28 protein-coding genes and 1 tRNA gene are annotated in these 21551 nt (G+C 31.7%); 27 read left to right on the forward strand and 2 right to left on the reverse strand.

Annotated elements, in window-relative coordinates; genetic code table 11:
- The 10 genes from CUL_RS0107525 to pfkB form a co-directional block, all read left to right on the forward strand.
- The coding region (locus CUL_RS0107525) for a transposase (protein WP_025640996.1) at positions 1-525 on the forward strand (525 nt) is incomplete at its 5' end.
- A gap of 86 nt (positions 526-611) precedes the next feature.
- Positions 612-2090: a stage IV sporulation protein A gene (gene spoIVA, locus CUL_RS0107530; RefSeq protein WP_025640998.1), complete on the forward strand. Its 1479-nt coding sequence runs from the start codon at positions 612-614 to the stop codon at positions 2088-2090.
- A gap of 205 nt (positions 2091-2295) precedes the next feature.
- Positions 2296-3024: a GntR family transcriptional regulator gene (locus CUL_RS0107535; protein ID WP_025641000.1), complete on the forward strand. Its 729-nt coding sequence runs from the start codon at positions 2296-2298 to the stop codon at positions 3022-3024.
- Positions 3025-3101: 77 nt separating this feature from the next.
- Positions 3102-4268, forward strand: coding sequence for an SIS domain-containing protein (locus CUL_RS0107540; RefSeq protein WP_005586121.1), 1167 nt, complete (start codon positions 3102-3104; stop codon positions 4266-4268).
- 16 nt (positions 4269-4284) lie between these two features.
- Positions 4285-4758 carry a PTS galactosamine transporter subunit IIB gene (gene agaB / locus CUL_RS0107545; RefSeq protein ID WP_025641003.1) on the forward strand — a complete coding sequence of 158 codons (474 nt, stop codon included), beginning with the start codon at positions 4285-4287 and terminating at the stop codon, positions 4756-4758.
- Positions 4759-4813: 55 nt separating this feature from the next.
- Complete coding sequence (gene agaW / locus CUL_RS0107550) at positions 4814-5581, forward strand: PTS N-acetylgalactosamine transporter subunit IIC (RefSeq protein WP_005586123.1); 768 nt, start codon at positions 4814-4816, stop codon at positions 5579-5581.
- Positions 5571-6389 (forward strand): PTS system mannose/fructose/sorbose family transporter subunit IID, encoded by an 819-nt coding sequence (locus CUL_RS0107555; protein WP_005586124.1) that lies wholly within the window; start codon positions 5571-5573, stop codon positions 6387-6389. Before agaW ends, CUL_RS0107555 begins: the two co-directional genes overlap by 11 nt.
- Positions 6390-6402: 13 nt before the next feature.
- Positions 6403-6834, forward strand: a complete 432-nt coding sequence (locus CUL_RS0107560; RefSeq protein ID WP_025641006.1) for a PTS sugar transporter subunit IIA — start codon at positions 6403-6405, stop codon at positions 6832-6834.
- Positions 6835-6889: 55 nt separating this feature from the next.
- On the forward strand, positions 6890-7744 hold the full coding sequence (gene gatY, locus CUL_RS0107565; protein WP_005586127.1) for a tagatose-bisphosphate aldolase subunit GatY: 855 nt from the start codon (positions 6890-6892) through the stop codon (positions 7742-7744).
- Between the two features lie 26 nt (positions 7745-7770).
- Positions 7771-8706: a 1-phosphofructokinase gene (gene pfkB, locus CUL_RS0107570; protein WP_236616449.1), complete on the forward strand. Its 936-nt coding sequence runs from the start codon at positions 7771-7773 to the stop codon at positions 8704-8706.
- A 247-nt stretch (positions 8707-8953) separates the two neighbouring features.
- Here pfkB and CUL_RS0107575 read toward each other — a convergent pair.
- Positions 8954-9030 (reverse strand) — tRNA-Pro (locus tag CUL_RS0107575).
- A 112-nt stretch (positions 9031-9142) separates the two neighbouring features.
- Here CUL_RS0107575 and CUL_RS0107580 point away from each other — a divergent pair.
- The 13 genes from CUL_RS0107580 (at position 9143) to pyrR (ending at position 17534) form a co-directional block, all read left to right on the forward strand.
- Complete coding sequence (locus tag CUL_RS0107580) at positions 9143-9520, forward strand: hypothetical protein (RefSeq protein ID WP_005586129.1); 378 nt, start codon at positions 9143-9145, stop codon at positions 9518-9520.
- 61 nt (positions 9521-9581) lie between these two features.
- Entirely contained in the window at positions 9582-10874 is a 1293-nt protein-coding gene (locus CUL_RS0107585) for a biotin/lipoyl attachment domain-containing protein (protein WP_005586130.1), read from the forward strand.
- 25 nt (positions 10875-10899) lie between these two features.
- The gene (locus CUL_RS0107590) at positions 10900-11586 is read left to right on the forward strand and encodes a YggS family pyridoxal phosphate-dependent enzyme (protein WP_051403525.1); all 687 of its coding nucleotides are present in this window, start codon (positions 10900-10902) and stop codon (positions 11584-11586) included.
- An 11-nt stretch (positions 11587-11597) separates the two neighbouring features.
- Complete coding sequence (locus tag CUL_RS0107595; protein ID WP_005586132.1) at positions 11598-12038, forward strand: cell division protein SepF; 441 nt, start codon at positions 11598-11600, stop codon at positions 12036-12038.
- Positions 12039-12062: 24 nt separating this feature from the next.
- Positions 12063-12329, forward strand: a complete 267-nt coding sequence (locus tag CUL_RS0107600) for a YggT family protein (RefSeq protein WP_005586134.1) — start codon at positions 12063-12065, stop codon at positions 12327-12329.
- Positions 12330-12351: 22 nt separating this feature from the next.
- Complete coding sequence (locus tag CUL_RS0107605; RefSeq protein WP_025641013.1) at positions 12352-13131, forward strand: YlmH family RNA-binding protein; 780 nt, start codon at positions 12352-12354, stop codon at positions 13129-13131.
- A 14-nt stretch (positions 13132-13145) separates the two neighbouring features.
- The gene (locus CUL_RS0107610) at positions 13146-13721 is read left to right on the forward strand and encodes a DivIVA domain-containing protein (protein WP_025641015.1); all 576 of its coding nucleotides are present in this window, start codon (positions 13146-13148) and stop codon (positions 13719-13721) included.
- A gap of 52 nt (positions 13722-13773) precedes the next feature.
- The gene (locus CUL_RS0107615) at positions 13774-14556 is read left to right on the forward strand and encodes a bifunctional 3-deoxy-7-phosphoheptulonate synthase/chorismate mutase (protein ID WP_005586139.1); all 783 of its coding nucleotides are present in this window, start codon (positions 13774-13776) and stop codon (positions 14554-14556) included.
- Positions 14557-14615: 59 nt separating this feature from the next.
- Positions 14616-14750, forward strand: a complete 135-nt coding sequence (locus tag CUL_RS19905) for a hypothetical protein (protein ID WP_005586140.1) — start codon at positions 14616-14618, stop codon at positions 14748-14750.
- A gap of 94 nt (positions 14751-14844) precedes the next feature.
- On the forward strand, positions 14845-15459 hold the full coding sequence (locus tag CUL_RS0107625; RefSeq protein ID WP_005586143.1) for a TraR/DksA C4-type zinc finger protein: 615 nt from the start codon (positions 14845-14847) through the stop codon (positions 15457-15459).
- 142 nt (positions 15460-15601) lie between these two features.
- Positions 15602-16057, forward strand: a complete 456-nt coding sequence (gene lspA / locus CUL_RS0107630; protein ID WP_025641019.1) for a signal peptidase II — start codon at positions 15602-15604, stop codon at positions 16055-16057.
- Positions 16058-16067: 10 nt separating this feature from the next.
- Entirely contained in the window at positions 16068-16985 is a 918-nt protein-coding gene (locus CUL_RS0107635) for an RluA family pseudouridine synthase (RefSeq protein ID WP_025641021.1), read from the forward strand.
- Positions 16986-17534 (forward strand): bifunctional pyr operon transcriptional regulator/uracil phosphoribosyltransferase PyrR, encoded by a 549-nt coding sequence (gene pyrR, locus CUL_RS0107640; protein WP_005586147.1) that lies wholly within the window; start codon positions 16986-16988, stop codon positions 17532-17534. It begins immediately after the preceding gene.
- 5 nt (positions 17535-17539) lie between these two features.
- Here pyrR and CUL_RS0107645 read toward each other — a convergent pair whose 3' ends face one another.
- Positions 17540-19312: an Rqc2 family fibronectin-binding protein gene (locus tag CUL_RS0107645; protein ID WP_025641025.1), complete on the reverse strand. Its 1773-nt coding sequence runs from the start codon at positions 19310-19312 to the stop codon at positions 17540-17542.
- A 225-nt stretch (positions 19313-19537) separates the two neighbouring features.
- On the opposite strand from CUL_RS0107645, the gene CUL_RS0107650 reads away from it, so the two are divergent.
- From CUL_RS0107650 to rpoZ, 4 genes are read left to right on the forward strand one after another with little or no spacing between them, the layout of a single operon-like run.
- The gene (locus CUL_RS0107650) at positions 19538-20419 is read left to right on the forward strand and encodes a YicC/YloC family endoribonuclease (protein ID WP_025641027.1); all 882 of its coding nucleotides are present in this window, start codon (positions 19538-19540) and stop codon (positions 20417-20419) included.
- A gap of 25 nt (positions 20420-20444) precedes the next feature.
- A complete protein-coding gene (remA, locus tag CUL_RS0107655) occupies positions 20445-20705 on the forward strand; it encodes an extracellular matrix/biofilm regulator RemA (protein WP_456243148.1) in 261 nt (86 codons plus the stop codon).
- 15 nt (positions 20706-20720) lie between these two features.
- Positions 20721-21323, forward strand: a complete 603-nt coding sequence (gene gmk / locus CUL_RS16985; protein ID WP_035143016.1) for a guanylate kinase — start codon at positions 20721-20723, stop codon at positions 21321-21323.
- Positions 21324-21334: 11 nt separating this feature from the next.
- Positions 21335-21544, forward strand: coding sequence for a DNA-directed RNA polymerase subunit omega (gene rpoZ, locus CUL_RS0107665; protein WP_005586152.1), 210 nt, complete (start codon positions 21335-21337; stop codon positions 21542-21544).
- The last annotated feature ends 7 nt before the right edge of the window (positions 21545-21551 follow it).

Genomic DNA, 21551 nt, shown 5'->3' on the forward strand with positions numbered 1-21551 from the left:
TTAAAGTATAGTACAACCAATAGAGATGGCTATAGGGAGTATAAATCAGATCCTAAAATATGTATAAATTGCCCAGATATAAACAAATGCACAAATAGCAAAAACCATACTAAAGTTGTTACCCGTCATATATGGGAAAATTATATGGAGGGAGTCGAGCATTTAAGGCATACAAGCATTAATAAAGAAATATACGATATGAGAAAGGAAACAATAGAACGTGTATTTGCAGATATGAAAGAGAAGCATGGCATGCGCTGGACAACCCTACGGGGCTTAAAAAAAGTTAAGGCGCAGGCGATGCTTATTGCTGCTTGCATGAATTTAAAGAAGATAGCGAATTGGATGTGGAGGTCCAGGAAAAATGGACCAAATCCATCCAATCCATGCGTTAATATGCATGGTCTTTTATCAAATTTATATAGTTTTATTATTTGTTCATTAAGAAACACGGTTTCCATAAAGAAGGAAACCGTGTTTTGTCTACAAACTGAACCTACTATGTTCATAGTAGGTTTTTTTTAAAGCCTATCATATTATAAGGACTAGTACATATATATATAATGTTAAGTATTATTGATTTATATTATGATTGAGAAGGAGGGGGAAAAGTGGAAAGGTTTGACATATATAAGGATATTGCTGAAAGAACAGAAGGGGATATATATGCGGGAGTAGTAGGGCCTGTTAGAACGGGGAAATCGACTTTTATAAAAAGATTTATGGAATTACTGGTAATACCTAATATTGAAAATAAGTATAAGAAGGAAAGGGCCAAGGATGAGCTACCATTAAGTGGTGCCGGGAAAACAATTATGACTACTGAACCTAAATTTGTACCTAATGAAGCGGTAGAATTGATTTTAAAAGACAATGTAACCTTCAAAGTACGAATGGTAGATTGTGTAGGATATTTAGTAAAGGGAGCCCTTGGACATATTGAGAATGATGTTCCGCGTATGGTTTCAACCCCTTGGTATGAAAAGGATATACCTTTTGAAGAAGCAGCTGAAATTGGAACTAGGAAGGTGATTACAGATCATTCCACTATTGGAATAGTGGTAACCACAGATGGATCTATAACGGACATCGATAGGTCCAATTACATAAAGGCTGAAGAAAGGGTAATATTTGAACTTAAAGAATTAGAAAAGCCTTTCGTAATAATACTCAATACTAAACATCCTAATTTAGACAGCACTATAGCGTTAAGAGAAAGTTTAGAGGAAAAGTACGGAGTTTCAGTTGTAACTGTAGATTGCTTGAATATGGAAATTCAAGATGTAGAAAAGGTTTTTGAGAAACTACTTTTTGAATTTCCTGTAAAGGAGATTACTATAAATCTACCAGGCTGGATTGAAGGACTGCCAAGAAACCACTGGATAAAATCTAGTATATTAAATTCCCTAAAGGAATCTATACAGACCTTACAAAAATTAAATGAAGTTGACAGTTCCCTAAGGATTTTAAACGAATTAGATATAGTAAAGAATATTAATATAAAGGAAATCAAATTAGGGGAAGGGGTTGTAAATGCCGAATTAATTATTGATGAGGGGTTGTTCTTCAAGGTATTAAAAGAGATGACTGGATATACAATAGAGGGGGATTATCAGGTATTAGGGTTAATAAATAAATTGGCTCAAACTAAGAAGGAATATGATAAAATAGAAAATGCGCTGACTCAGGCAAATGAAATTGGATATGGTTTAGTAAGTCCTAGTTTAGAAGAAATGGAATTGGCTGAACCAGAAATATATAGGCAAGGCAATAGATTTGGTGTAAAACTAAAAGCAAAAGCTCCTTCCCTCCATTTATTACGTTGTGATATCACTACTGAGGTATCGCCCTTAATTGGAACTGAGAAACAAAGTGAGGAATTGGTTAGATATTTTTTAGATGAATTTGAAGAAGATCCATCGAAGATTTGGCAATCTAATTTATTTGGAAAGTCCCTATACGACTTAGTCAATGAACAGTTACAAGGCAAATTAAATTCTATGCCAGATGATGCAAGGAATAAGATGAGAAAGGCCTTAGAAAGGATAATCAATGACGGCAGTGGTGGATTGATTTGCATAATTGTTTAAATTGAAAGTAACAATCCAAATTATTATGAAGTTCTCCCACCTTTACCTAAAACTTAGAGGTGGGAGTTTTAGGTATTATGCAATGTTTAACTAACCTTTTTTCTATTTTGAAGAAAGATAGTCGATTTATATTGACAATAATCCTTTTCTAATATATTATTATAGTAAGTGGTACGTACCATTATAGATTAAAGGTGATGTGTTGATGAAGAAAATAGATAAATCCAGTAGAATTCCATTGTACTATCAACTGATGGATATAATTATGGAGATGATTGACAAAGGGAATCTTGAGGAGGATGATCAGCTACCTTCTGAAAGAGAGCTTTGTGAATCATATGATGTAAGTAGATCTACCGTTAGACAGGCTATTCAGGAATTAGAAAAGGAAGGTTATATATATAGAGTTCATGGTAAAGGAACTTTTGTATCAAAACAAAAGTTTAGGCAAGACCTATTAGAATTTTATAGCTTTACGGAAGAGATGAAAAAAATTGGCAAAGTTCCTTCATCTAAAGTATTAGATTTTGATATAATGGAAGCTAATGAAAAGGTTGCTATGAAAATGAATCTAAATCCCAGAGACAAGATATATGTATTTACAAGATTAAGATTGGCTGATAATGAACCTATGATGTTAGAGACATCTCATGTCCCTTATAGTAGATTTCCTGGAATAACCAAAAAAGAATTAGAGCAAAATGCAATGTATGATATTTTTACCAAAAAATATGATGCTACTTTTACCGGAGCAGAGGAAATATTTCAATCAGTGCTAACTAGAGAATACGAGGCGGATTTACTAGAGTATTTTCCTGGGCTTCCTAGCATGATGATAGAGAGAATAACATATGAGAATGGTTCCATAATTGAGTATACCAAAGGAATTGCAAGGGGAGATAGATTTAAATACCATGTTTATTTAGGTAAGTAATTTTTAAAGCAACTGGTAATGACAACATTATGACACTATGACATTATGTCTGAAAATATTATAATGGGAGTGATTTAATGTTTGGCTTTGATAGAGGACAATGGGAAAAATTAAATGGACTTAATACAGCAACAGAGATATTTAATCAACCAGATCTTTGGATAGAGACACTCAATATTATTGAGTCAAATCAGGAAGAAATAAGTAAATTTGTGAAGGCAAAAATAGAAAAAGAAAATCTTAGAATAATTTTTACAGGAGCTGGGACCTCTGCCTACGTAGGAGAAATACTAACTCCTTTTTTAAACAAAAAAAGAAAATGGGATTTTCAAGCTATACCTAGTACAGATATTGTAGCCAATCCTGAAATGTATTTAAAAAAAGATATACCTACCATAATGGTATCCTTTGCTCGTTCTGGAAATAGCCCTGAAAGTATAGCTAGCTACAATTTGGCAAATAAGCTAATTGATGATATTAGCCATGTGTTTATAACTTGCAATAAAGAAGGGGAGTTGGCCAATATATCAGACAAAGAAGAAGATATTTTATTACTTCTTATGCCAGAGGAATCTAATGACAAAGGCTTTGCCATGACTAGCAGCTTTTCTTGTATGACAATAGCAGCCTTATTATTGTTTGATTGGGATAATTTGGGGGAGAATAAAGATCAGTTATTGGAAACGGCTAAGTTGGGAAAGGAAATCTTAAACAATGGTCACACAAATCTAGATGAATTAATTGAGGGAGATTTTAATAGAGTAGTTTATTTAGGTTCGGGAACATTTTATGGTCTAGCAAAAGAAAGTAGTTTAAAGCTATTAGAATTAACTAGGGGACAAATAATCTCCCATAGTGAAACTATACTTGGCTTTAGACATGGACCTAAATCTATAGTAAATGATGGCACTTATATTTTTGTTTATATTTCTGATAAGGAATATCCTAGAAAATATGATGTGGATTTAATTAATGAAATGTATCATGATTTAGGGAAACATAAGATAACAACTATTGGGAAAGGGTATTCTAAGGATATAGAAAATGTATCTGAACATCATATATATATTAACAATGCAGGAGAAATAGATAATGAAGTATTCATTGGATTATTATATGTACTTTATGCACAAATATTTGCACTATTATCTTCAGTTAAATTGGGAGTAGAACCTGATAACCCTAGCCCAACAGGGACAGTTAATAGGGTGGTAAAAGGTGTTGCAATTTATGATTATAAATAATTGAGGAGGTGATATTATGCCAAATATTTTAGCAACCAGAATTGATAATAGACTTATTCATGGTCAAGTTGGAGTAACTTGGGTCAATCATATAGGAGCAAATTTAATTTTAGTAGCTGATGATGTTGTAGCTAATGATAATATACAACAAAGCTTAATGGATATGGCTGCACCAAATACAGTAGATACTAGATATTTTACTATTCAAGAAACTATTGACAAGATTCACTTTGCAGCAGATGATCAATTAATATTTTTAGTAGTTAGAACTCCACAAAATGTGCTTAAATTAGTCGAAGGTGGGGTTCCGATTAAAAAAGTAAATATAGGTAATATGCATTTTAGTGAAGGTAAAAAGCAAATTACTTCTACTGTATCCATTGATGAAGACGATGCGAAAACTCTTAGAAAACTACATGAATTAGGTGTGGAGCTAGAGATTAGGCGGGTTCCTGATGAGAGATCAAAGGATATTCTAGAATTTATTTAGAAACTAAATCTTGTTAAAACAAGATTAGTAAATAAATTAATAAGGGGGTTTATCTATGTTTATAAAGTCCTTGCTCATTGCAATATGGGCTGGTCTGGCTGGAATTGACCTATTTGATGGATTGATTCACTTTCATAGACCTGTAGTAACAGGCATGGTAGTTGGGTTAATTTTAGGTGATGTTCAGACTGGACTAATCACGGGAGCAACATTAGAATTTGTATGGATGGGAGCAGTACCTCTTGCAGGTGCACAGCCACCAAATGTTGTTATAGGTGGAATAATAGGCAGTGCATTTGCCATTCTAGCAAAGCAAGATCCTCAGGTGGCAGTTGGGGTTGCCGTACCTTTTGCAGTAGCAGTACAAGGGGCAATAACTTTAATCTTTACTGCATTTTCACCAGTAATGCATAAAGCTGACGAATATGCTAAAAATGCTGATACAAAAGGGATTGAAAGAATCAACTATCTTGGTATGTTAACATTATTTATATTCTATGCTATAATCGCATTTTTACCAGTTTACTTTGGAGCAGAGTTAGCACAAAGGGTCGTGGAATTTATGCCTACATGGTTAATTGAAGGATTAGGAGTAGCCGGAGGTATGATGCCAGCAATAGGGTTTGCCATGTTATTAAAGATTATGTTAATGAAAGAATATGCAGCATTTTTAATTGTTGGATTTGTATTAGTTGCTTATTTTGGGCTACCTATACTAGGAGTGTCGTTATTAGGATTATCAGTGGCAATGTATGATTTCTACGCAAATAAAGCTAGACAAGTTCAAACTTCAAGGAGAGGAGGAAGAACTGATGGAATCTAATGCTACTCATGTTGATAAAAGTACAGAAAAAGTAATAAATCAAAAAGATTTAAATAGAATGACTTGGAGGTCATTATTTTTACAAGCATCTTTCAATTATGAAAGGATGCAGGCAGCAGGTTTGCTTTATGGATTGATCCCAGGGTTGAAAAAAATCCATAAGGATAAAAAGGATTTATCAAAATCCATGTCTATGCATATGGAATTTTTCAACACTCATCCATTTTTAGTAACTTTTATTATGGGGATAGTGATTGCTATGGAAGAAAACAAAGAATATCCTGACACTATAAGGGCCATAAAGGTTGCCACCATGGGACCATTAGGTGGAATTGGAGATGCTTTATTTTGGATGACATTACTTCCTATAAGTGCAGGAATAGGTGCTTCTATGGCAATGCAAGGTAATATTGCTGGTCCATTTGTGTTCTTGGCAATATTTAATATAGTACATTTTGCTTTAAGATTTGGACTAATGAACTATGGATATAACACTGGTATTAAGGCAATGGATACTTTAAAAACTAGCACTGAAAGTATATCTAGAGCTGCTTCTATATTAGGTTTAACTGTAGTAGGTGGTCTAATAGCTTCCTTTATTAATCTTACTACACCAATAGTAATTAAAACAGAAGGTTCAGAAGTAGTTCTGCAGGAATTATTAGATGTTCAGGTAATGCCAAAACTATTACCTTTAGCTTATGCACTATTAATGTATAGATTGTTGAAAAAAGATTTATCTCCAGTAATGTTAATAGTAATAACTGTAATTATAGGTGTTGTAGGGTATTTAATAGGAATAATATAATTTAGGTGATAATATGTATGGAATAGTTTTAGTAGGACATGGGAAATTTCCAGAGGGTTTATTGAGTTCAGTAGATATGATAATGGGAGAACAGGAATATTTCGAGGCAATAAATTTTAATATAAATGATTCCTCAGAAGATTTAATGGAAAATATAAAGGCTAAAATTAAAAGTATGGAAAAATTAGATGGAATAATATTTTTAACTGATTTAATAGGAGGTACCCCATTTAATACTTGCGTATTATTATCTCAGGATATTGAAAATACAAGAGTATTGGCGGGAACAAATCTTCCATTACTATTTGAAATATTAACTAATAGAAAATTAAATAATTTAGATGAGATTATAAATATGAGTATATCTACAGGAAAAGATTCTATGGTACCCTATATAAAAAAATCAAATAATATAGGAAATATATCAAAAAATAATGGAATATAATATTTGGCCGCGGTTTTTCATGGCTAAATATTTCTATAAAGCGAGGATGATAAATATGGACATTGTTTCTACAAAAGAAATATTGCTAGATGCAAAGAAGAATAAATATGCAGTTCCAGCATTTAATATACACAATTTAGAAACCTTCCAGGCAGTATTAGATGGCGCATGGGAAATGAAATCTCCTGTAATAATAGCTACTACTCCTGGAACTGTTGAATATGCTGGATTAGATTATTTAGTGGCCATAGCAAAAACTGGTGCCAAAAGATACAATATACCAGTAGCCTTACATTTAGACCATTGTTCTAATATAGATTTTTTACAAGAATGTATAATAGTTGGCTATAAATCAGTAATGATAGATGCTTCATTAAAGAATTATGAAGATAATATAAAAATTACTCAAGAAGTAGTTAAATTTGCTAAAAAGTATAATGTATATGTGGAGGCAGAATTAGGTAGAGTAGGTGGAGTGGAGGATGACAGGACAATTGATGAAAAGGATGCTTTTCTTACGGACCCGGCTATGGCATTAGAATTTGTAAAAGAAACAGGAATAGATTCTTTGGCAGTAGCCATAGGTACTGCCCATGGAGTATATGAATTTGAGCCTGAGCTAGATTTCAATAGATTGGCTAGGATGAATGAAATTATAGATATTCCCTTAGCCCTTCATGGAGCATCAGGAGTTTCAGAAAAGGATATCCAAAAGGCTATAGAATTTGGGATTTGCAAGATAAATATATCAACAGAGCTAAAAGTACCTTTTTCTAGAGAAATCAAAAAATATTTTGATGAAAATCCAAAGGCTAATGATCCAAGAAAATACTTTACTCCTGCTAAAGAAGTAGTTAAAAACATAGTCATAGATAAAATTAAGATTTGCGGGTCTTATAATAAAGTATAGAAATAGTAATTAATAGAAAGGGAGGAATGTTTTTGATTTTGACTATTACATTGAATCCTTCTATAGACAGAAGATACACTTTGCAGGAATTTGAAAAAGGAGAAATATTCAGAACAGAGGATGTGCAATATACCCCTGGGGGCAAGGGGTTAAATGTGACTAAGGTAATACACAGTTTTCAGGAGTCAGTAATGGCCACGGGTCTTTTGGGAGGCTTTAGTGGAGAGTATATATCAAGTGAATTGAACCAAGCAGATATAAATCACAATTTCATATCTATAAATGGAGAAACTAGATCTTGTTTAGCCATTATATCTGACAATGGTGTACAAACTGAAGTATTGGAAAGTGGTCCTGTGATAACTGAGGATGAAATGAGAAAGTTTGAAAATTTATATAAAAATTTGGTAAAAGATTATGATATTATTGTTGCCTCAGGTAGCTTACCCAGGGGAACTCCCGTTAGTACCTATAAAGAATTAATTGCACATGGAAAAGCTAAGGGGAAAAAGTTTATATTAGATACTTCTGGTAAAGCGTTAAAATATGGCATTGAAGCATCGCCTTTTTTAGTCAAACCTAATAAGGAAGAATTAAAAAGTCTCATAGGTAGACCGCTAGAAACAGAGCAGGATATTATTGATGGCGCTAACTATATATTGAACAAAGGAGTAAATATAGTAGTGGTATCCCTTGGAAAAGATGGCTCTTTAGTTTTTCATAAGGATCAAGTATATAAGGTGAGAGTGCCCAAAATAAAAGCAATAAATCCAGTAGGATCTGGAGATGCTATGATAGCAGGATTTGCTATTTCTTTAGCCAGAGATTACGATTTTCAGTATATGTTAAAATTTGCTACTGCTTGTGGCACTGCTAATGCTATGGAAGCAGAAACTGGGAAAGTCAACAGGGATAATATTGAATCTATTATGGATAGAGTAATGATAGAAGAAATTCAATAGAAACAAAAGATTATAAGGTTGTTTTATAATAATTTTGTATAATCATATCTAAAATATCTTACTATTTATCCACGTGAAAGAACCTCCTTGGTATGAGATGGTTAATAATTTTACCAAACCAAGAGAGGTTTTCTTCGTGCCAATTTTAGTGCCATTTACACAGATTTTATAGTAAAATATCAGGAAACATTTCAAATGTAAAATTAATAATATCTACTTTAAAGGTATTATAAACATTACAACAAAATGGTCGGGATGACTGGATTCGAACCAGCGACTCCAAGTCCCCCAGACTTGTGCGCTACCTGACTGCGCCACATCCCGATTTGACAAATTATATTATATATCATAATTTAAAATTTGTAAAGTGTTTCGTCAATGAAATAGATATGGTATACTTAATATAAAATAAATTTATATGGAGGTAGTATGAGTTTTGTTGACATATATTCAAAGATTATTAATATTTTTATTAGCAATTAACGTTTTAGGGTATATATTAGTTGTATTGAAAGAAAAAATCTATTTAAAGAATAATTTAATAATCATCGACAATAAACATGTAACTCCTCAGCATTTAGAAAAGGCGGATATGAAAGAATTCGTTTTAGATGGCTCTAGAGTAAAATCTGGAGATGAAGTAAAGATCATCACGAATGCTAAAGATAAATTTGTTGGTATTTTAATAGGAGCTATAAAAAAGGAAAAAGCTATTTTAATGGTAACCCATGATAATGAAATAAAACAATTAGATATAGATAATATATTAAAATTTAAAGTTATAAGTAAATATGGTAGATTTTTTAATTTTTAAAGGAATATTTTAGTCAATGTAGAATTTATATATAGCAAAGAAATTTATTAAGGGTGGTAAAATGTCCCAAGAAAAACGCAAACAAAGAAGAAAAAGGAAGAAAAGATGGAAACTGTTTTTTATTAGTCTGATTTTTATTTATCTCTTATTTAGAAGTGTTCCTTCACTATTTGCTACTGCCTTTAAAACTGCTTTGCCAGAACAATATTTAATCGAGGATAAAATAGGGACAGAAGCTGTTATAATAAAAAAAGAAAGCTTGTATAAAGCTGACGGAGAAGGAAAGATAGAATTATACGTTAATGAAGGAGAACGAGTGGCAGCAGGAACTAAAATAGCTAAAATTACTCTCCTTGATGATACTTCTACTTTGAAACAGGAGTTGGAGGAGATTGATAATAAGATAGATATATTAACTAAAACTGAAATGGATAATGAAAACATAAAGAAGGATGAAGATAAGTTAGTAGAAAGTATTGACAATCTTATAAAGGATATACAGATGAGTATATCCAGAGGAGAATATGAAAAGGCTGAAATTTTAAAGGACAAACTATCAATATATGATGGAAAACAGAAAGATATTGGAAGGGATAATACATTAATCAATCAAAGCTTGGAAAACTTAAAGAAAAAGAGAGAAGAAGTAGTAAATCAAATTTCTAGCAATATCATTAATTATTTCTCTAAAGAATCTGGCGTTATATCCTATAAAATAGATGGATATGAAGAAATATATTCCATTAATCACAAGGACGATTATAAATACTCAGATTTTAAGGAGATATCTAATAAACAAAGGATAATATCCAATAAGGATAATGTAAAAGCAGATGAACCAATTTTCAAGATAATGGATAATTTTGAATGGTACATGATCATCAAGATTGAAAATCTAAAGGATATTTCATCCTATGAAGAAGGAAATTTAATCCTATTAACAGGAGAACAGATAGAAGATGAACTGGAGGGTCGTATAGAGAGGATATCTAAAGATAAAGGCAAAGGATTGATTATAGCCAAGTTTAATACAGATTTTCATCATTATTACGACAAGAGGTATTTGAACGTGAATATTATTAAATATAAATATGATGGATATAGAATTCAAAGTAAAGCTATTACAGAAAAAGATGGTGTTAAAGGGGTTTATATAAAGGAGATTAGTGGAATAGTAAGATTTAGGCCTGTTGAGATAATAAAAGAAGATGATGAGTTTGCTTATATAAGCAAAGGGGACAAAAACTATAATATTAATATAAAGGGAAGTGATAATCCAGTTAGAACTGTAAGACAATTTGACGAAATCCTTTTAAACACTGTTAGCATAAAAGAAGGAATGATAATAGACTGACATCGAGGAGGGAATAAAAATTACTATAAAGAATAATTTACTAAATATCGAAAAGAATATTGAAGAGGTTTTAAAAAGATCTGGAAGGACAGGAGATAAAGTCCATATTATCGCAGTAACTAAAACTGTTGGAGTAGACAAAATAAATGAGGCCATTGAACTAGGTTTGACGAATATTGGTGAAAATAGGACTCAAGAATTAGTTGAAAAGTACGATATTATTGGTAATAAGGCTAAATATCACATGATAGGCCATCTACAGACTAATAAGGTAAAGACCATAATCGACAAAGTAGCTCTGGTACATTCTTTAGATCGCCTATCTTTAGCAAAAGAATTAGACAAAAGAGCTAAAAAACATGGTATAATAGTAGATACCTTAGTACAGGTTAATGTGGCAGAGGAAGAGAGTAAATTTGGATTAAAATTGGATGAAGTAATACCCTTTTTAGAGAAGATATTGAAATATGATAGTATAAGGGTAAAGGGTTTAATGACCATAGCACCTTTTGTAGAAGATGCTGAAGAAGTTAGATGGGTATTTAAAGAATTGCGTAGGTTTAGTGAAGTAATAAAGAATAAAGATTATACTAATGTGAAGATGGAAATCTTATCTATGGGTATGACCAATGATTATCAAGTTGCAATTGAAGAAGGGTCTAACATGATAAGAATAGGAACTGGTATATTTGGCCAAAGAAAATATAGATAAGGAGGGTCACTATGTCAAGTATAATGGATAAATTGAAATATTTTATAGGGATTGATGATTTGGATTTAGAGGATGAATATGAAGAGTATGAAGAATTGGAAGAGCTAGATGAATTACCTGTTAATACAAATACTAAAAGGATGAGAAACAAAGTTGTCAATATCCATACGGCTGGAAATATGAAATTAGTAGTCCATGAACCGTTAAACTATGAAGATGCACCAAAGATTGTAGATGATTTAAAAATGAGGAAGACGGTTGTGGTAAATTTAGAACAATTGGAACCTGGAATTAAAAGACAAATTTTTGATTTTATCAATGGAGGGCTCTATTCCCTAGAAGGGACTATACAAAAGGTAACTACTGACATATTTGTACTTGCTCCAAGCAATGTAGAAATAGATGGCAATATTAAAGATGAACTAAAAAACAAAGCGATTTTCCAATGGTAAAATATTAGAATAAGAGGTAATTTGATGATAACTTTATATAGAGCATTAAGTATTCTATTCAATCTTATTGAAGTTTTAATTTTAGTTAGGATCATATTTTCCTTTTTAAGAATAGGTCCTTATAATCCAATAGGTAGGATCGTATATGAGTTAACGGAACCCATATTATCGCCAGCGAGGGAATTGATCTATAGATTAGGTATAGATACTGGCATGTTTGATTTTTCACCTATTGTAGCTGTTCTAATACTTAGACTTATATTAAGAGTTATAAGGGCTATATTATTTTAGGTTTGAAGTGGTAAAATTGAGGTTGGACAGAGACAGTTTATTAAACCATATAGTGGATAAAGAACAAATTTTAAATATGCGGAGAGTATTAGATCAGATTGAAATAGTTATGAATAGGCATACTATTGGAATTACAGATTTTATGGATCCTTATGAAAGGAGATTAGCTCAGTCTATTTTGAATAGATTTATAGATATTTCTTATAAGGAATTAGGCGGTATAAATGAAGCAGAAAGAAAAGTAATAATGATATATCCTGAATACTTCCAATATCAGGATATAGAATCTCCTATAAGATCTTTAATGATAGAGGGAAATATTAGTAAATTATCCCATCGAGATTTTTTAGGCGGAATCCTTAATTTAGGAATAAATAGAGAAAAAATAGGGGATATATTAATACATGAAGATAATGTTCAGGTAGTAGTAAAAAGTGAAATCTTTGATTATATTTTAATTAGCTTAAGGAAGGTTGGGAAAGAAAAGGTTAAGGTAAGGGAAATTCCTCTAAAAGAATTAAAATCAAGCAATATAGAATTTGAGGATATAACAACAACAGTTCCTTCTCTTAGGCTAGATGCGCTAATCAGCAGTGCTTGGAATTTATCTAGGAAGGATAGCCAAGGACTAATAGAGTCAAAAAAAACAAAAGTTAATTGGGAACCTATTGACAGGGTATCTAAGGATATTGGAGAAGGGGATATTATTTCAGCTAAGGGTTTTGGTAGATTTATTTTGAATTCAATTAAAGGAATTAGTAAAAAGGGAAGAGTAAGAGTGGAACTTAGACTATTAAAATAAATGGAGTGAGTTATATGATTACACCCCTGGACATTCAAAATAAAGAATTTAAAAAGTCCTTTAGAGGGTATAAGGAATCGGAAGTAGATCAATTTTTAGATGAAATTATCGAAGACTATGAAAAGCTTTACAAAGAAAATATTGAATTAAAGGATAAAATCCTTATATTAGATGAAAAGATTAAACAATATAATAATTTAGAAGAAACCTTAAAAGATACTCTTGTAGTTGCCCAAAGTACAGCTGATGAGGTGACTCGAACAGCAAGGGAAAAATCTGAAATCATTATCGAAGATGCAGAATTAATGGCCAAAAAGATAATTACTGCTGCCAATGAAGAAGTTAAAAATATTCAAAAAGAGTATGGAAATTTAAAGAAGGAAATATTTATTTTTAAAACTCGCTTTAAATCCTTTATTGAAGCACAGCTGATATCTTTAGATGAATTTTATTCTAAAATAGAAATGGATGATACTAATATAAGGGATGAAAATGAATTAGAGGAGTACATAGACGGTGCAGATGAGTCTAATTCTGAATCACAAAACATGGGTAAAGTAGATAATGAAGTTGATGATTTGGGGGCCTAGCCCCCAAATTCTATTTAATAGAGCATTAGGATATTTTGATGGAGGAGTAGATATGACAGAAAAGATTAAAATAGATGATGGATTATCTATAGGTGGAGAAGAATTTACTATAATTGCAGGGCCTTGTGCTGTGGAAGATGAAGAACAGATGGAGTCTATAGGTAGATTTTTAAATAGATTAGAAGTTAAAATAATAAGAGGAGGTGCTTTTAAACCAAGAACAAGCCCCAAGGATTTCCAAGGATTGGGGGTTGATGGTTTAAAAATTTTATATCATATAAAAAAGAAATATAATTTTAAAGTGATTTCTGAAATAATGGATCCAAGGGATATTGAAGAGGCCTATGAATATATAGATATATATCAAATAGGTTCAAGGAATATGCAGAATTATTCTCTCTTAAAGGAAATGGGAAAAGTAGACAAACCTGTATTGCTAAAAAGGGGAATGAGCGCTACTATAGATGAATGGATAAAAGCCTCTGAATATATTAGGCTCAAAGGGAACGAAAGGATTATATTTTGTGAAAGAGGTATTAGAACCTTTGAAAATTATACTAGAAACACTTTAGATTTAATAAGTGTTCCAATAATAAGATCTGAAACTAAATACCCAATTTTGGTAGATCCAAGCCATGGCACTGGAAGAAGGGAATTAGTATTACCTGCGTCTAAAGCTGCTTTGGCTCTAGGGGCTCACGGACTTATGATAGAAATTCACCCAGAACCAGAAAAGGCATTATCCGATGGCGCCCAATCCTTAAATTTCAGCCAATTTGAAATTCTATTTAATGAAATTAACAGTATGATAAAAGCATTAAAAGCTAATATGTAAATTATATCCCTCCATTCTCATATAATATATTATAAAGATAATAATGGAGGGATATAATTATGACAGACGGTTATGTGGAGAGGTATGATGATGAATTGTTATTCTTCTTTATTCTACTTACTCATATTTGGGGAGCTAAATATGATAAAAACAATCTTCTTTTCTTCCTTTTAATTCTATTGATGTATTCATGAATTAACCATACTTAATATGCATGATTAATATAGATATGGGCATATTATTATGGATATCTTTATCTATATTTATATCCTATTTAGGAGGAGAAACATGAGTAAGCTAACAAAGAAATATTTCAAGGAAAGATTGTACGTAGAGAAGAAAAAACTATTAAATATTTTAGAAAAGATGAAGAATATTGAGGAATTTGGCGCTATGGATGAATATTATACTGAACTGTCTTTTTATGATAATCATCCTGCAGATTTAGGAACTGAAGTGTTTATGATGGAACAAGATAAAGGTCTAATAGATAAATTAAATAATACTTTATATGAAATTGAAAAATCTATAGAGGCTTTGGATAAAGATAATTTTGGATTATGTGAAGCCTGTAGGAAAAGAATTGATGAAGAAAGATTAGAATTAATTCCTTATGTGAAACTATGTGTTGATTGCGCTAATAAAAAGATACCTTTAGATAAAAAGAGACAGTTTAGACCTGAAGAGGAAGACAGTATTAGTCCTTTTAGCAAAAGTCGCAGTGAAGGCAATGCGTTGGATAGGGAAGATAGTTATCAAGAAGTAGCTAGATACAATAGGATAGATAGTGATCCTTCTTTTACTACAGGGGATGATATGGGAGTCTATGATGAGGAAAATAGTGGGGTGGTAGAGGAAGTGGAAAAGATTTCCCAGGAATATTATGATGAAACAAATGAATAGAGATGTAATCTAAAGGCTTCATGAAAATTTTTCATTGGAGGCCTTTATTTTTTTAAACATAATAATCCTAAACCCTGTTGTAATAAAGTAAATTATGTTTTAAAATAATATTATAATTCAATAATATAAGGAGGAAACTATTTTGTTGTATTTGATGGTAGTATTGATCATAGTATTGGATCAAATAAGCAAGTTTGCAGCTGTAAAATATTTAAAGGGGAAAAGCCCATATGTGATTGTGGAAAATTTTTTCCAGCTATGCTATGTGGAAAACTTTGGAGCTGCTTTTGGTATATTGCAGAATAGGAAAGTCTTTTTTATTTTAATCACATCTGTAGTTATTTTAAGTATAGTTTTCTTTTTGGTAAAGTACTCTCATAGTATAAATCAGTATTTGAAGTTTGGATTAATCATGTTATTGGGTGGTGCTATTGGCAATTTTATTGACAGGATTAGATTAGGCTATGTAGTAGATTTTATTAGTTTTAAATTAGGAAAGGGATACGATTTTCCAGTATTTAATGTGGCAGATATGTTTATTGTAGTTGGAACTATTTTGGTTATGGGTCTAATATTATTAAATAAATATGAGAGCTGAGGAGAATTAAATGGAATTATTGGAATTTTACGTGGAGGATACAGAGGGTGAAAGATTAGACTCCTATCTTGCATTTAGGTTAAACAATGTTTCAAGAAGCTATTTACAGAAATTGATTAAGGAGGGATTAGTTCTTGTAAATGGAAATGGTAGTAAGGCAAGGTACCGTGTTAAAATAGGGGATTACATACAGATAAAATTGCCTGAGCAAGAACAGGAAGAACCGATTCCTGAAAATCTACCTTTGGATATTATTTATGAGGATAAGGATATTGTAATAGTCAATAAACCTGAAGATATGGTGGTACATCCGGCTCCGGGAAACCCTACAGGTACTTTGGTAAACGCCCTTTTATACCATGTGGATAGTTTATATTCTGGCAAGGATATTATAAGACCTGGAATAGTTCACAGATTGGATAAGGATACATCTGGTCTGTTAGCAGTTGCAAAAAATGAAATTGCCTATAATTCATTGATCCAACAATTGAAAAACAGGAGCATGGAAAGGATATACGAGGCTTTAGTTTATGGAGTATTGAATTCAGATGAGGGTACTATTAATGTACCTATAGGTAGGCACCCAGTAGATAGAAAGAGGATGACTGTTAGGAAAGAAAATGGCAAGGAGGCAATAACCCATTTTAAGGCTTTAGAGAAATTTCAGGACTATACTCTATTAGAAGCTTCATTAGAAACTGGCAGAACTCATCAAATTAGAGTACATATGGCATATATTAATCATCCTATTGTTGGGGAGACAGTATATAGCAAAAGAAAAAACGAGTTTGGTTTAAAAAGTCAGTTATTGCATGCAAAAAAACTAGGCTTTGTTCACCCAAGAAGGAGCAAATACATGGAGTTTGAAATAGAACTACCTGTAAAATTTAAGAAAGTTTTAGAAATATTAAGAGAAAGGAATAGGTAGGTGATTGTATTGGAAACAAAGGCTATTATATTAGATGAAAAGGCCATACAAAGGGCTACTACTAGAATAGCTAATGAGATTATAGAGCGAAACAAGGGTATTGAAGATATCATACTAGTTGGAATTAAAACTAGGGGCGTTCCCTTTGCTGAAAGGTTGGCTAGAAAAATTGAGGAGATAGAAGGAGAAAAAATCCATGTTTTGACCTTGGATATTACATTGTATAGGGATGACTTAACAGAAATCTATAGAGAACCAGTGGTTAAGGATGTAAAACTTGACTATAATATTAATGACAAAATCATCGTTTTAGTCGATGATGTAATATTTACCGGTAGAACTGTCAGAGCGGCCTTGGATGCTTTGGTTGATATGGGCAGACCTAGAAAGGTACAATTGGCAGTTTTAGTAGATAGAGGCCATAGAGAGTTGCCAATTAGAGCAGATTATGTTGGAAAAAATCTTCCTACTTCCAAAAGTGAAGTGGTAAATGTATATTTCAATGAAGTAGATGGATTAGATAGAGTGGTAATAAAAACAAAAAGATAGAAGATTTACGAACCTTCTATCTTTGCAAGTTTATTAATTATTTTTTTATCTGGTGTGACAAAAATTGTACTGAAATTTTCATAGATTACCATACCGGCTTTAGCTTTTTTAGGTTTTTTTACATTTTTCCTTTCTGTATAATCTACGGCTACATTGGTAGAATTTTTAGCCTTGCTATAATAGGCTGCTAATATAGCTGCTTCTTCTAAAGTTTTTTCTGATACCCTTCGGTTTTCCGTTTTAACTATTACGTGGCTACCAGGCATTTTTTGTACATGGAGCCATAGGTCTTCTTTGTGGGCGGTCTTTAAAGTTAAAAAATCGTTCTGTCTATTATTTTTTCCCACAAAGATATGGAATCCATCTGAGGATATATACTGGTAGGGCTTAGAAACCATGTCTTTTTTTTGCTTTTTCTTAATACTACCCTTTAAATAGCCTTCTTTAATTAATTCTTCTTTTATTTCATCTAATTCTAGAACCTCTGTACAATGGTCTATGCTATTTAATACATTTTCTAAATAATCTATTTCTTCTTGTGTTTCTGGAATCTGTTCTAATAATAGTTGATTAGCATTTTTAAGTTTTGAATATCTTTTATAATATTTTTGAGCATTTTCAGCTGGTGAATACCTTTCATCTAAAGGTACTATTATCTTTTCCATATTCTCAGAATAAAAGTTTTCTAGCTCAACTTGGCTTAATCCTTTATCGATTCTATATAGATTGGCCGAAATCAGGTCTGCGTATATTTTAAATTTTTCCCTGTTCTTACTATCTAATAATTCCTGTTTTTGTTTAGCTAGCTTATTTAAAGAACGTTCTAATTTGGTCTGCACTGATTTTCTTAAGGATTGGGCTTTTTGATTTACCCGGTCTAGTGTATCGTTTTTAATATAATATTCATCTAATACTTGGCTAATGGAAGCTAATAATATTTTATTGTTGCCAAACTGTTCTATATCTAGGGCGTAGAAAGCTTTATAGTTTCTTCCATGGTTATTTTTAATCAAAATAGGTTTAAAATTATTATCTCTTATTCTTTTGACTATGGCCATAAAGATGCTGAATATTTTTTTCTTTTCTTCGAAGGTTATGCTAGCTAAAGGCCTATCCATATCAATATTGGATTGGAAGCATATTTCCTTACTAATCAAAGGCCCTAAACCAATATAATTGGTATAAAAGAACCTATAAATAGGCCTATTGCCATTGTCTTGATCAATTAATTGAAAAAACTGGTCTTCAGCTAAGTCTAAAGGGTTTATCTTATTATTTTGATGGGGGTATTTATATTCTACCCCAGGCAAAACCTGTCTGATTCTACTCATATCAGGGGTGACCCTTTTAATGGAATCGATAACCCTAAAAGAGATTTTATCTATTAAAATTATATTACTGTATTTACCCATAATTTCAACAATAAGCCTTTTTTCTATAGGCTGACCTAATTCATCCAAGGAAGATATATCAATGAATATGATCCTATCCATGTGAAATTGCTCTATATTTAAAATTATTCCTCCAGTTAGATGTTTCCTCAGCAACATACAGAACATAGGTGGAGAGGATGGGTTTGATTTTCCACAGTTTGTAAGATGGATTCTAGGATTATTACTACTAGCTGATATTAATAATTTTCTATTTTTGCCTCTATTATATATATTGATTAATATCTCATCTCTTTCATGTTGGTAAATTTTATCGACTCTCCCACCTAAAATGGTATCATTCAATTCTCTAATTATAGCTCTTGTGACTATTCCGTCTAAAGACATATTAATTCCTCCCCAAATCAATAATAACATTATTATATCATTTCACAAAAAATAAATAAACTTAATAGATTGATAGGAAAAATATTAAAATATTGTAACAAATTATAGATTATTTGAGTTGCCAATATTATAATTTCTATTTAGACTATAAATAATATTGTTAATTCCGTTGACAATAATTAATAAGTTGGTATCATTATTCATGAAGGAGAAAGGATGGATTCAATGATGAAGAGTATGACAGGTTTTGGCAGGGGAGAGAGTTCTGATGGAATACATAATTTCAGTTTGGAAATCAAAACTGTAAACCATAGATATAATGATATTGTATTAAAAATCCCCAAATATCTTAATTATTTAGAAGAAAAAATAAAAAGAAGGATCAAGAATAGAATTAGTAGGGGAAGGGTAGAAGTATATATAAACTTAGAATACATTAGTGAATCGGCTATGGAGGTTAAAGTTGATATACCATTAGCTAAAGCTTATAAAGCTGGGTTAGAGATCGTAATAGATCAATTAGATATCAAGGATGAAATAAAACTATCCCATTTACTATGTCACTCTGAAATAATTACATCTGAGAGAAAGGAAATGGATGAGGATACTACCTGGGATTGTTTAAGTAATGCTTTGGATATGGCTTTAGATAGGGTTATAGCTATGAGAGAAGAGGAAGGAACTATCCTTAAAAAGGATATGGAGTCCCAGATATTGAAGATTGAAAATATGATAATAGAAATTGAAAAGAGATCCCCCTTAGTAGTAGAAGAATATAAGGAAAAGCTAAAGGAGAGAATTGAAGAATTACTGGATGAAGGGTATAATTTAGACGATGAAAGATTGAATAATGAAATTGCTTTTTTTGCAGATAAATCAGATATTAACGAAGAAATAGTCAGATTTAAAAGTCATATTAATCAATTTTTGCAAACTTTAGAAGAAAAGGAGCCTGTTGGCAGAAAATTGGATTTTATTATTCAGGAAATGAATAGGGAGATAAACACCATAGGTTCAAAGGCTAATGATTTGGTTATAGGTAACCATGTAATAGATGTTAAAAGTGAGCTAGAAAAGATGAGGGAACAAGCTCAAAACGTAGAATGATACTAAAGGAGGTAATGGTATGGGTATTAAATTAATAAATATTGGTTTTGGTAATATCGTATCTGCTAACAGGATCATTGCTATTGTTAGTCCAGAGTCAGCTCCTATAAAGAGGATGATACAGGAAGCAAGAGATGATGGAATATTAATCGATGCTACCTATGGGAGAAGAACGAGAGCAGTAATTATTACAGATAGCGATCATATTATACTTTCAGCTGTCCAGCCAGAGACGGTTGCTCAAAGACTAAATAGTAAATCAAGCGAAAAAATAGACTTAAATTAGGAAGTAGGGATAATTATGTCGAGGGGTTTTTTGCTGGTAATATCTGGACCTTCGGGTTGTGGCAAAGGCACTATATGTAAAAAAATATTAGAAAGGAATGAAAAACTTGTTTTTTCCGTATCGGCTACTACTAGAATGCCTAGAAGGGGCGAAATAGACGGAGTTAATTATTTCTTTATTAATGAAGAAAGATTTAATAAAATGGTAGAGAAGGATGAATTTTTAGAATATGCTAATGTACATGGGAATCTATATGGAACTCCCAAGAAATTTGTATTAGAGCAAATTGAAAAAGGAGAAATAGTCATATTGGAAATAGATGTACAAGGAGCTTTACAAGTAAAAGAATCCTATCCAGAGGCAGTATTTATATTTTTACTACCGCCCTCCATGAGTGAGTTGAAAAATAGGATAAAGAAGAGAGGGACGGAGACGGATAAGGATATAGATATTAGGCTTAAAAATGCTTTTGAGGAACTAAAATTCATTGATGAATATGATTATATTGTAATCAATGATAAAATAGAAGAAGCCGTAGAAAAAACTGAAATGATAATTGGGGCTGAAAAGCTTAAAGTAAAAAGATTAAAAAATATTATAAAAAAGATTGTTGATTAAGGAGGTCTATTATGTTCAATCCATCAATTAATGAACTATCAAATATTGCTGATAGCAGATATACTCTAGTTATGTTGGCAGCCAAAAGATCTAGACAGTTAGTGGATGGTGGAAAACCAATGGTTGAAACTTCGTCAACTAAGCCTGTAAGTATTGCTATTGAGGAGATAATTCAAGGAAAGATTAAATATAAAAGACCGGAAATAAAGGGTATTAAGTAGGTGAAAG

Source organism: [Clostridium] ultunense DSM 10521 (assembly GCF_000511955.1).
GTDB lineage: Bacteria > Bacillota > Clostridia > Tissierellales > Tepidimicrobiaceae > Schnuerera > Schnuerera ultunensis.

Coding starts and splice junctions, on each gene's coding strand:
- CUL_RS0107535 (WP_025641000.1), top strand. CDS start 2,296: ATGAAGAAAATAGATAAATCCAGTAGAATTCCATTGTACTATCAACTG.
- CUL_RS0107540 (WP_005586121.1), top strand. CDS start 3,102: ATGTTTGGCTTTGATAGAGGACAATGGGAAAAATTAAATGGACTTAAT.
- agaB (WP_025641003.1), top strand. CDS start 4,285: ATGCCAAATATTTTAGCAACCAGAATTGATAATAGACTTATTCATGGT.
- agaW (WP_005586123.1), top strand. CDS start 4,814: ATGTTTATAAAGTCCTTGCTCATTGCAATATGGGCTGGTCTGGCTGGA.
- CUL_RS0107555 (WP_005586124.1), top strand. CDS start 5,571: ATGGAATCTAATGCTACTCATGTTGATAAAAGTACAGAAAAAGTAATA.
- CUL_RS0107560 (WP_025641006.1), top strand. CDS start 6,403: ATGTATGGAATAGTTTTAGTAGGACATGGGAAATTTCCAGAGGGTTTA.
- gatY (WP_005586127.1), top strand. CDS start 6,890: ATGGACATTGTTTCTACAAAAGAAATATTGCTAGATGCAAAGAAGAAT.
- pfkB (WP_236616449.1), top strand. CDS start 7,771: ATGTTTTTGATTTTGACTATTACATTGAATCCTTCTATAGACAGAAGA.
- CUL_RS0107585 (WP_005586130.1), top strand. CDS start 9,582: ATGTCCCAAGAAAAACGCAAACAAAGAAGAAAAAGGAAGAAAAGATGG.
- CUL_RS0107595 (WP_005586132.1), top strand. CDS start 11,598: ATGTCAAGTATAATGGATAAATTGAAATATTTTATAGGGATTGATGAT.
- CUL_RS0107600 (WP_005586134.1), top strand. CDS start 12,063: ATGATAACTTTATATAGAGCATTAAGTATTCTATTCAATCTTATTGAA.
- CUL_RS0107610 (WP_025641015.1), top strand. CDS start 13,146: ATGATTACACCCCTGGACATTCAAAATAAAGAATTTAAAAAGTCCTTT.
- CUL_RS0107615 (WP_005586139.1), top strand. CDS start 13,774: ATGACAGAAAAGATTAAAATAGATGATGGATTATCTATAGGTGGAGAA.
- CUL_RS19905 (WP_005586140.1), top strand. CDS start 14,616: ATGACAGACGGTTATGTGGAGAGGTATGATGATGAATTGTTATTCTTC.
- CUL_RS0107625 (WP_005586143.1), top strand. CDS start 14,845: ATGAGTAAGCTAACAAAGAAATATTTCAAGGAAAGATTGTACGTAGAG.
- CUL_RS0107635 (WP_025641021.1), top strand. CDS start 16,068: ATGGAATTATTGGAATTTTACGTGGAGGATACAGAGGGTGAAAGATTA.
- CUL_RS0107645 (WP_025641025.1), bottom strand. CDS start 19,312: ATGTCTTTAGACGGAATAGTCACAAGAGCTATAATTAGAGAATTGAAT.
- CUL_RS0107650 (WP_025641027.1), top strand. CDS start 19,538: ATGATGAAGAGTATGACAGGTTTTGGCAGGGGAGAGAGTTCTGATGGA.
- gmk (WP_035143016.1), top strand. CDS start 20,721: ATGTCGAGGGGTTTTTTGCTGGTAATATCTGGACCTTCGGGTTGTGGC.
- rpoZ (WP_005586152.1), top strand. CDS start 21,335: ATGTTCAATCCATCAATTAATGAACTATCAAATATTGCTGATAGCAGA.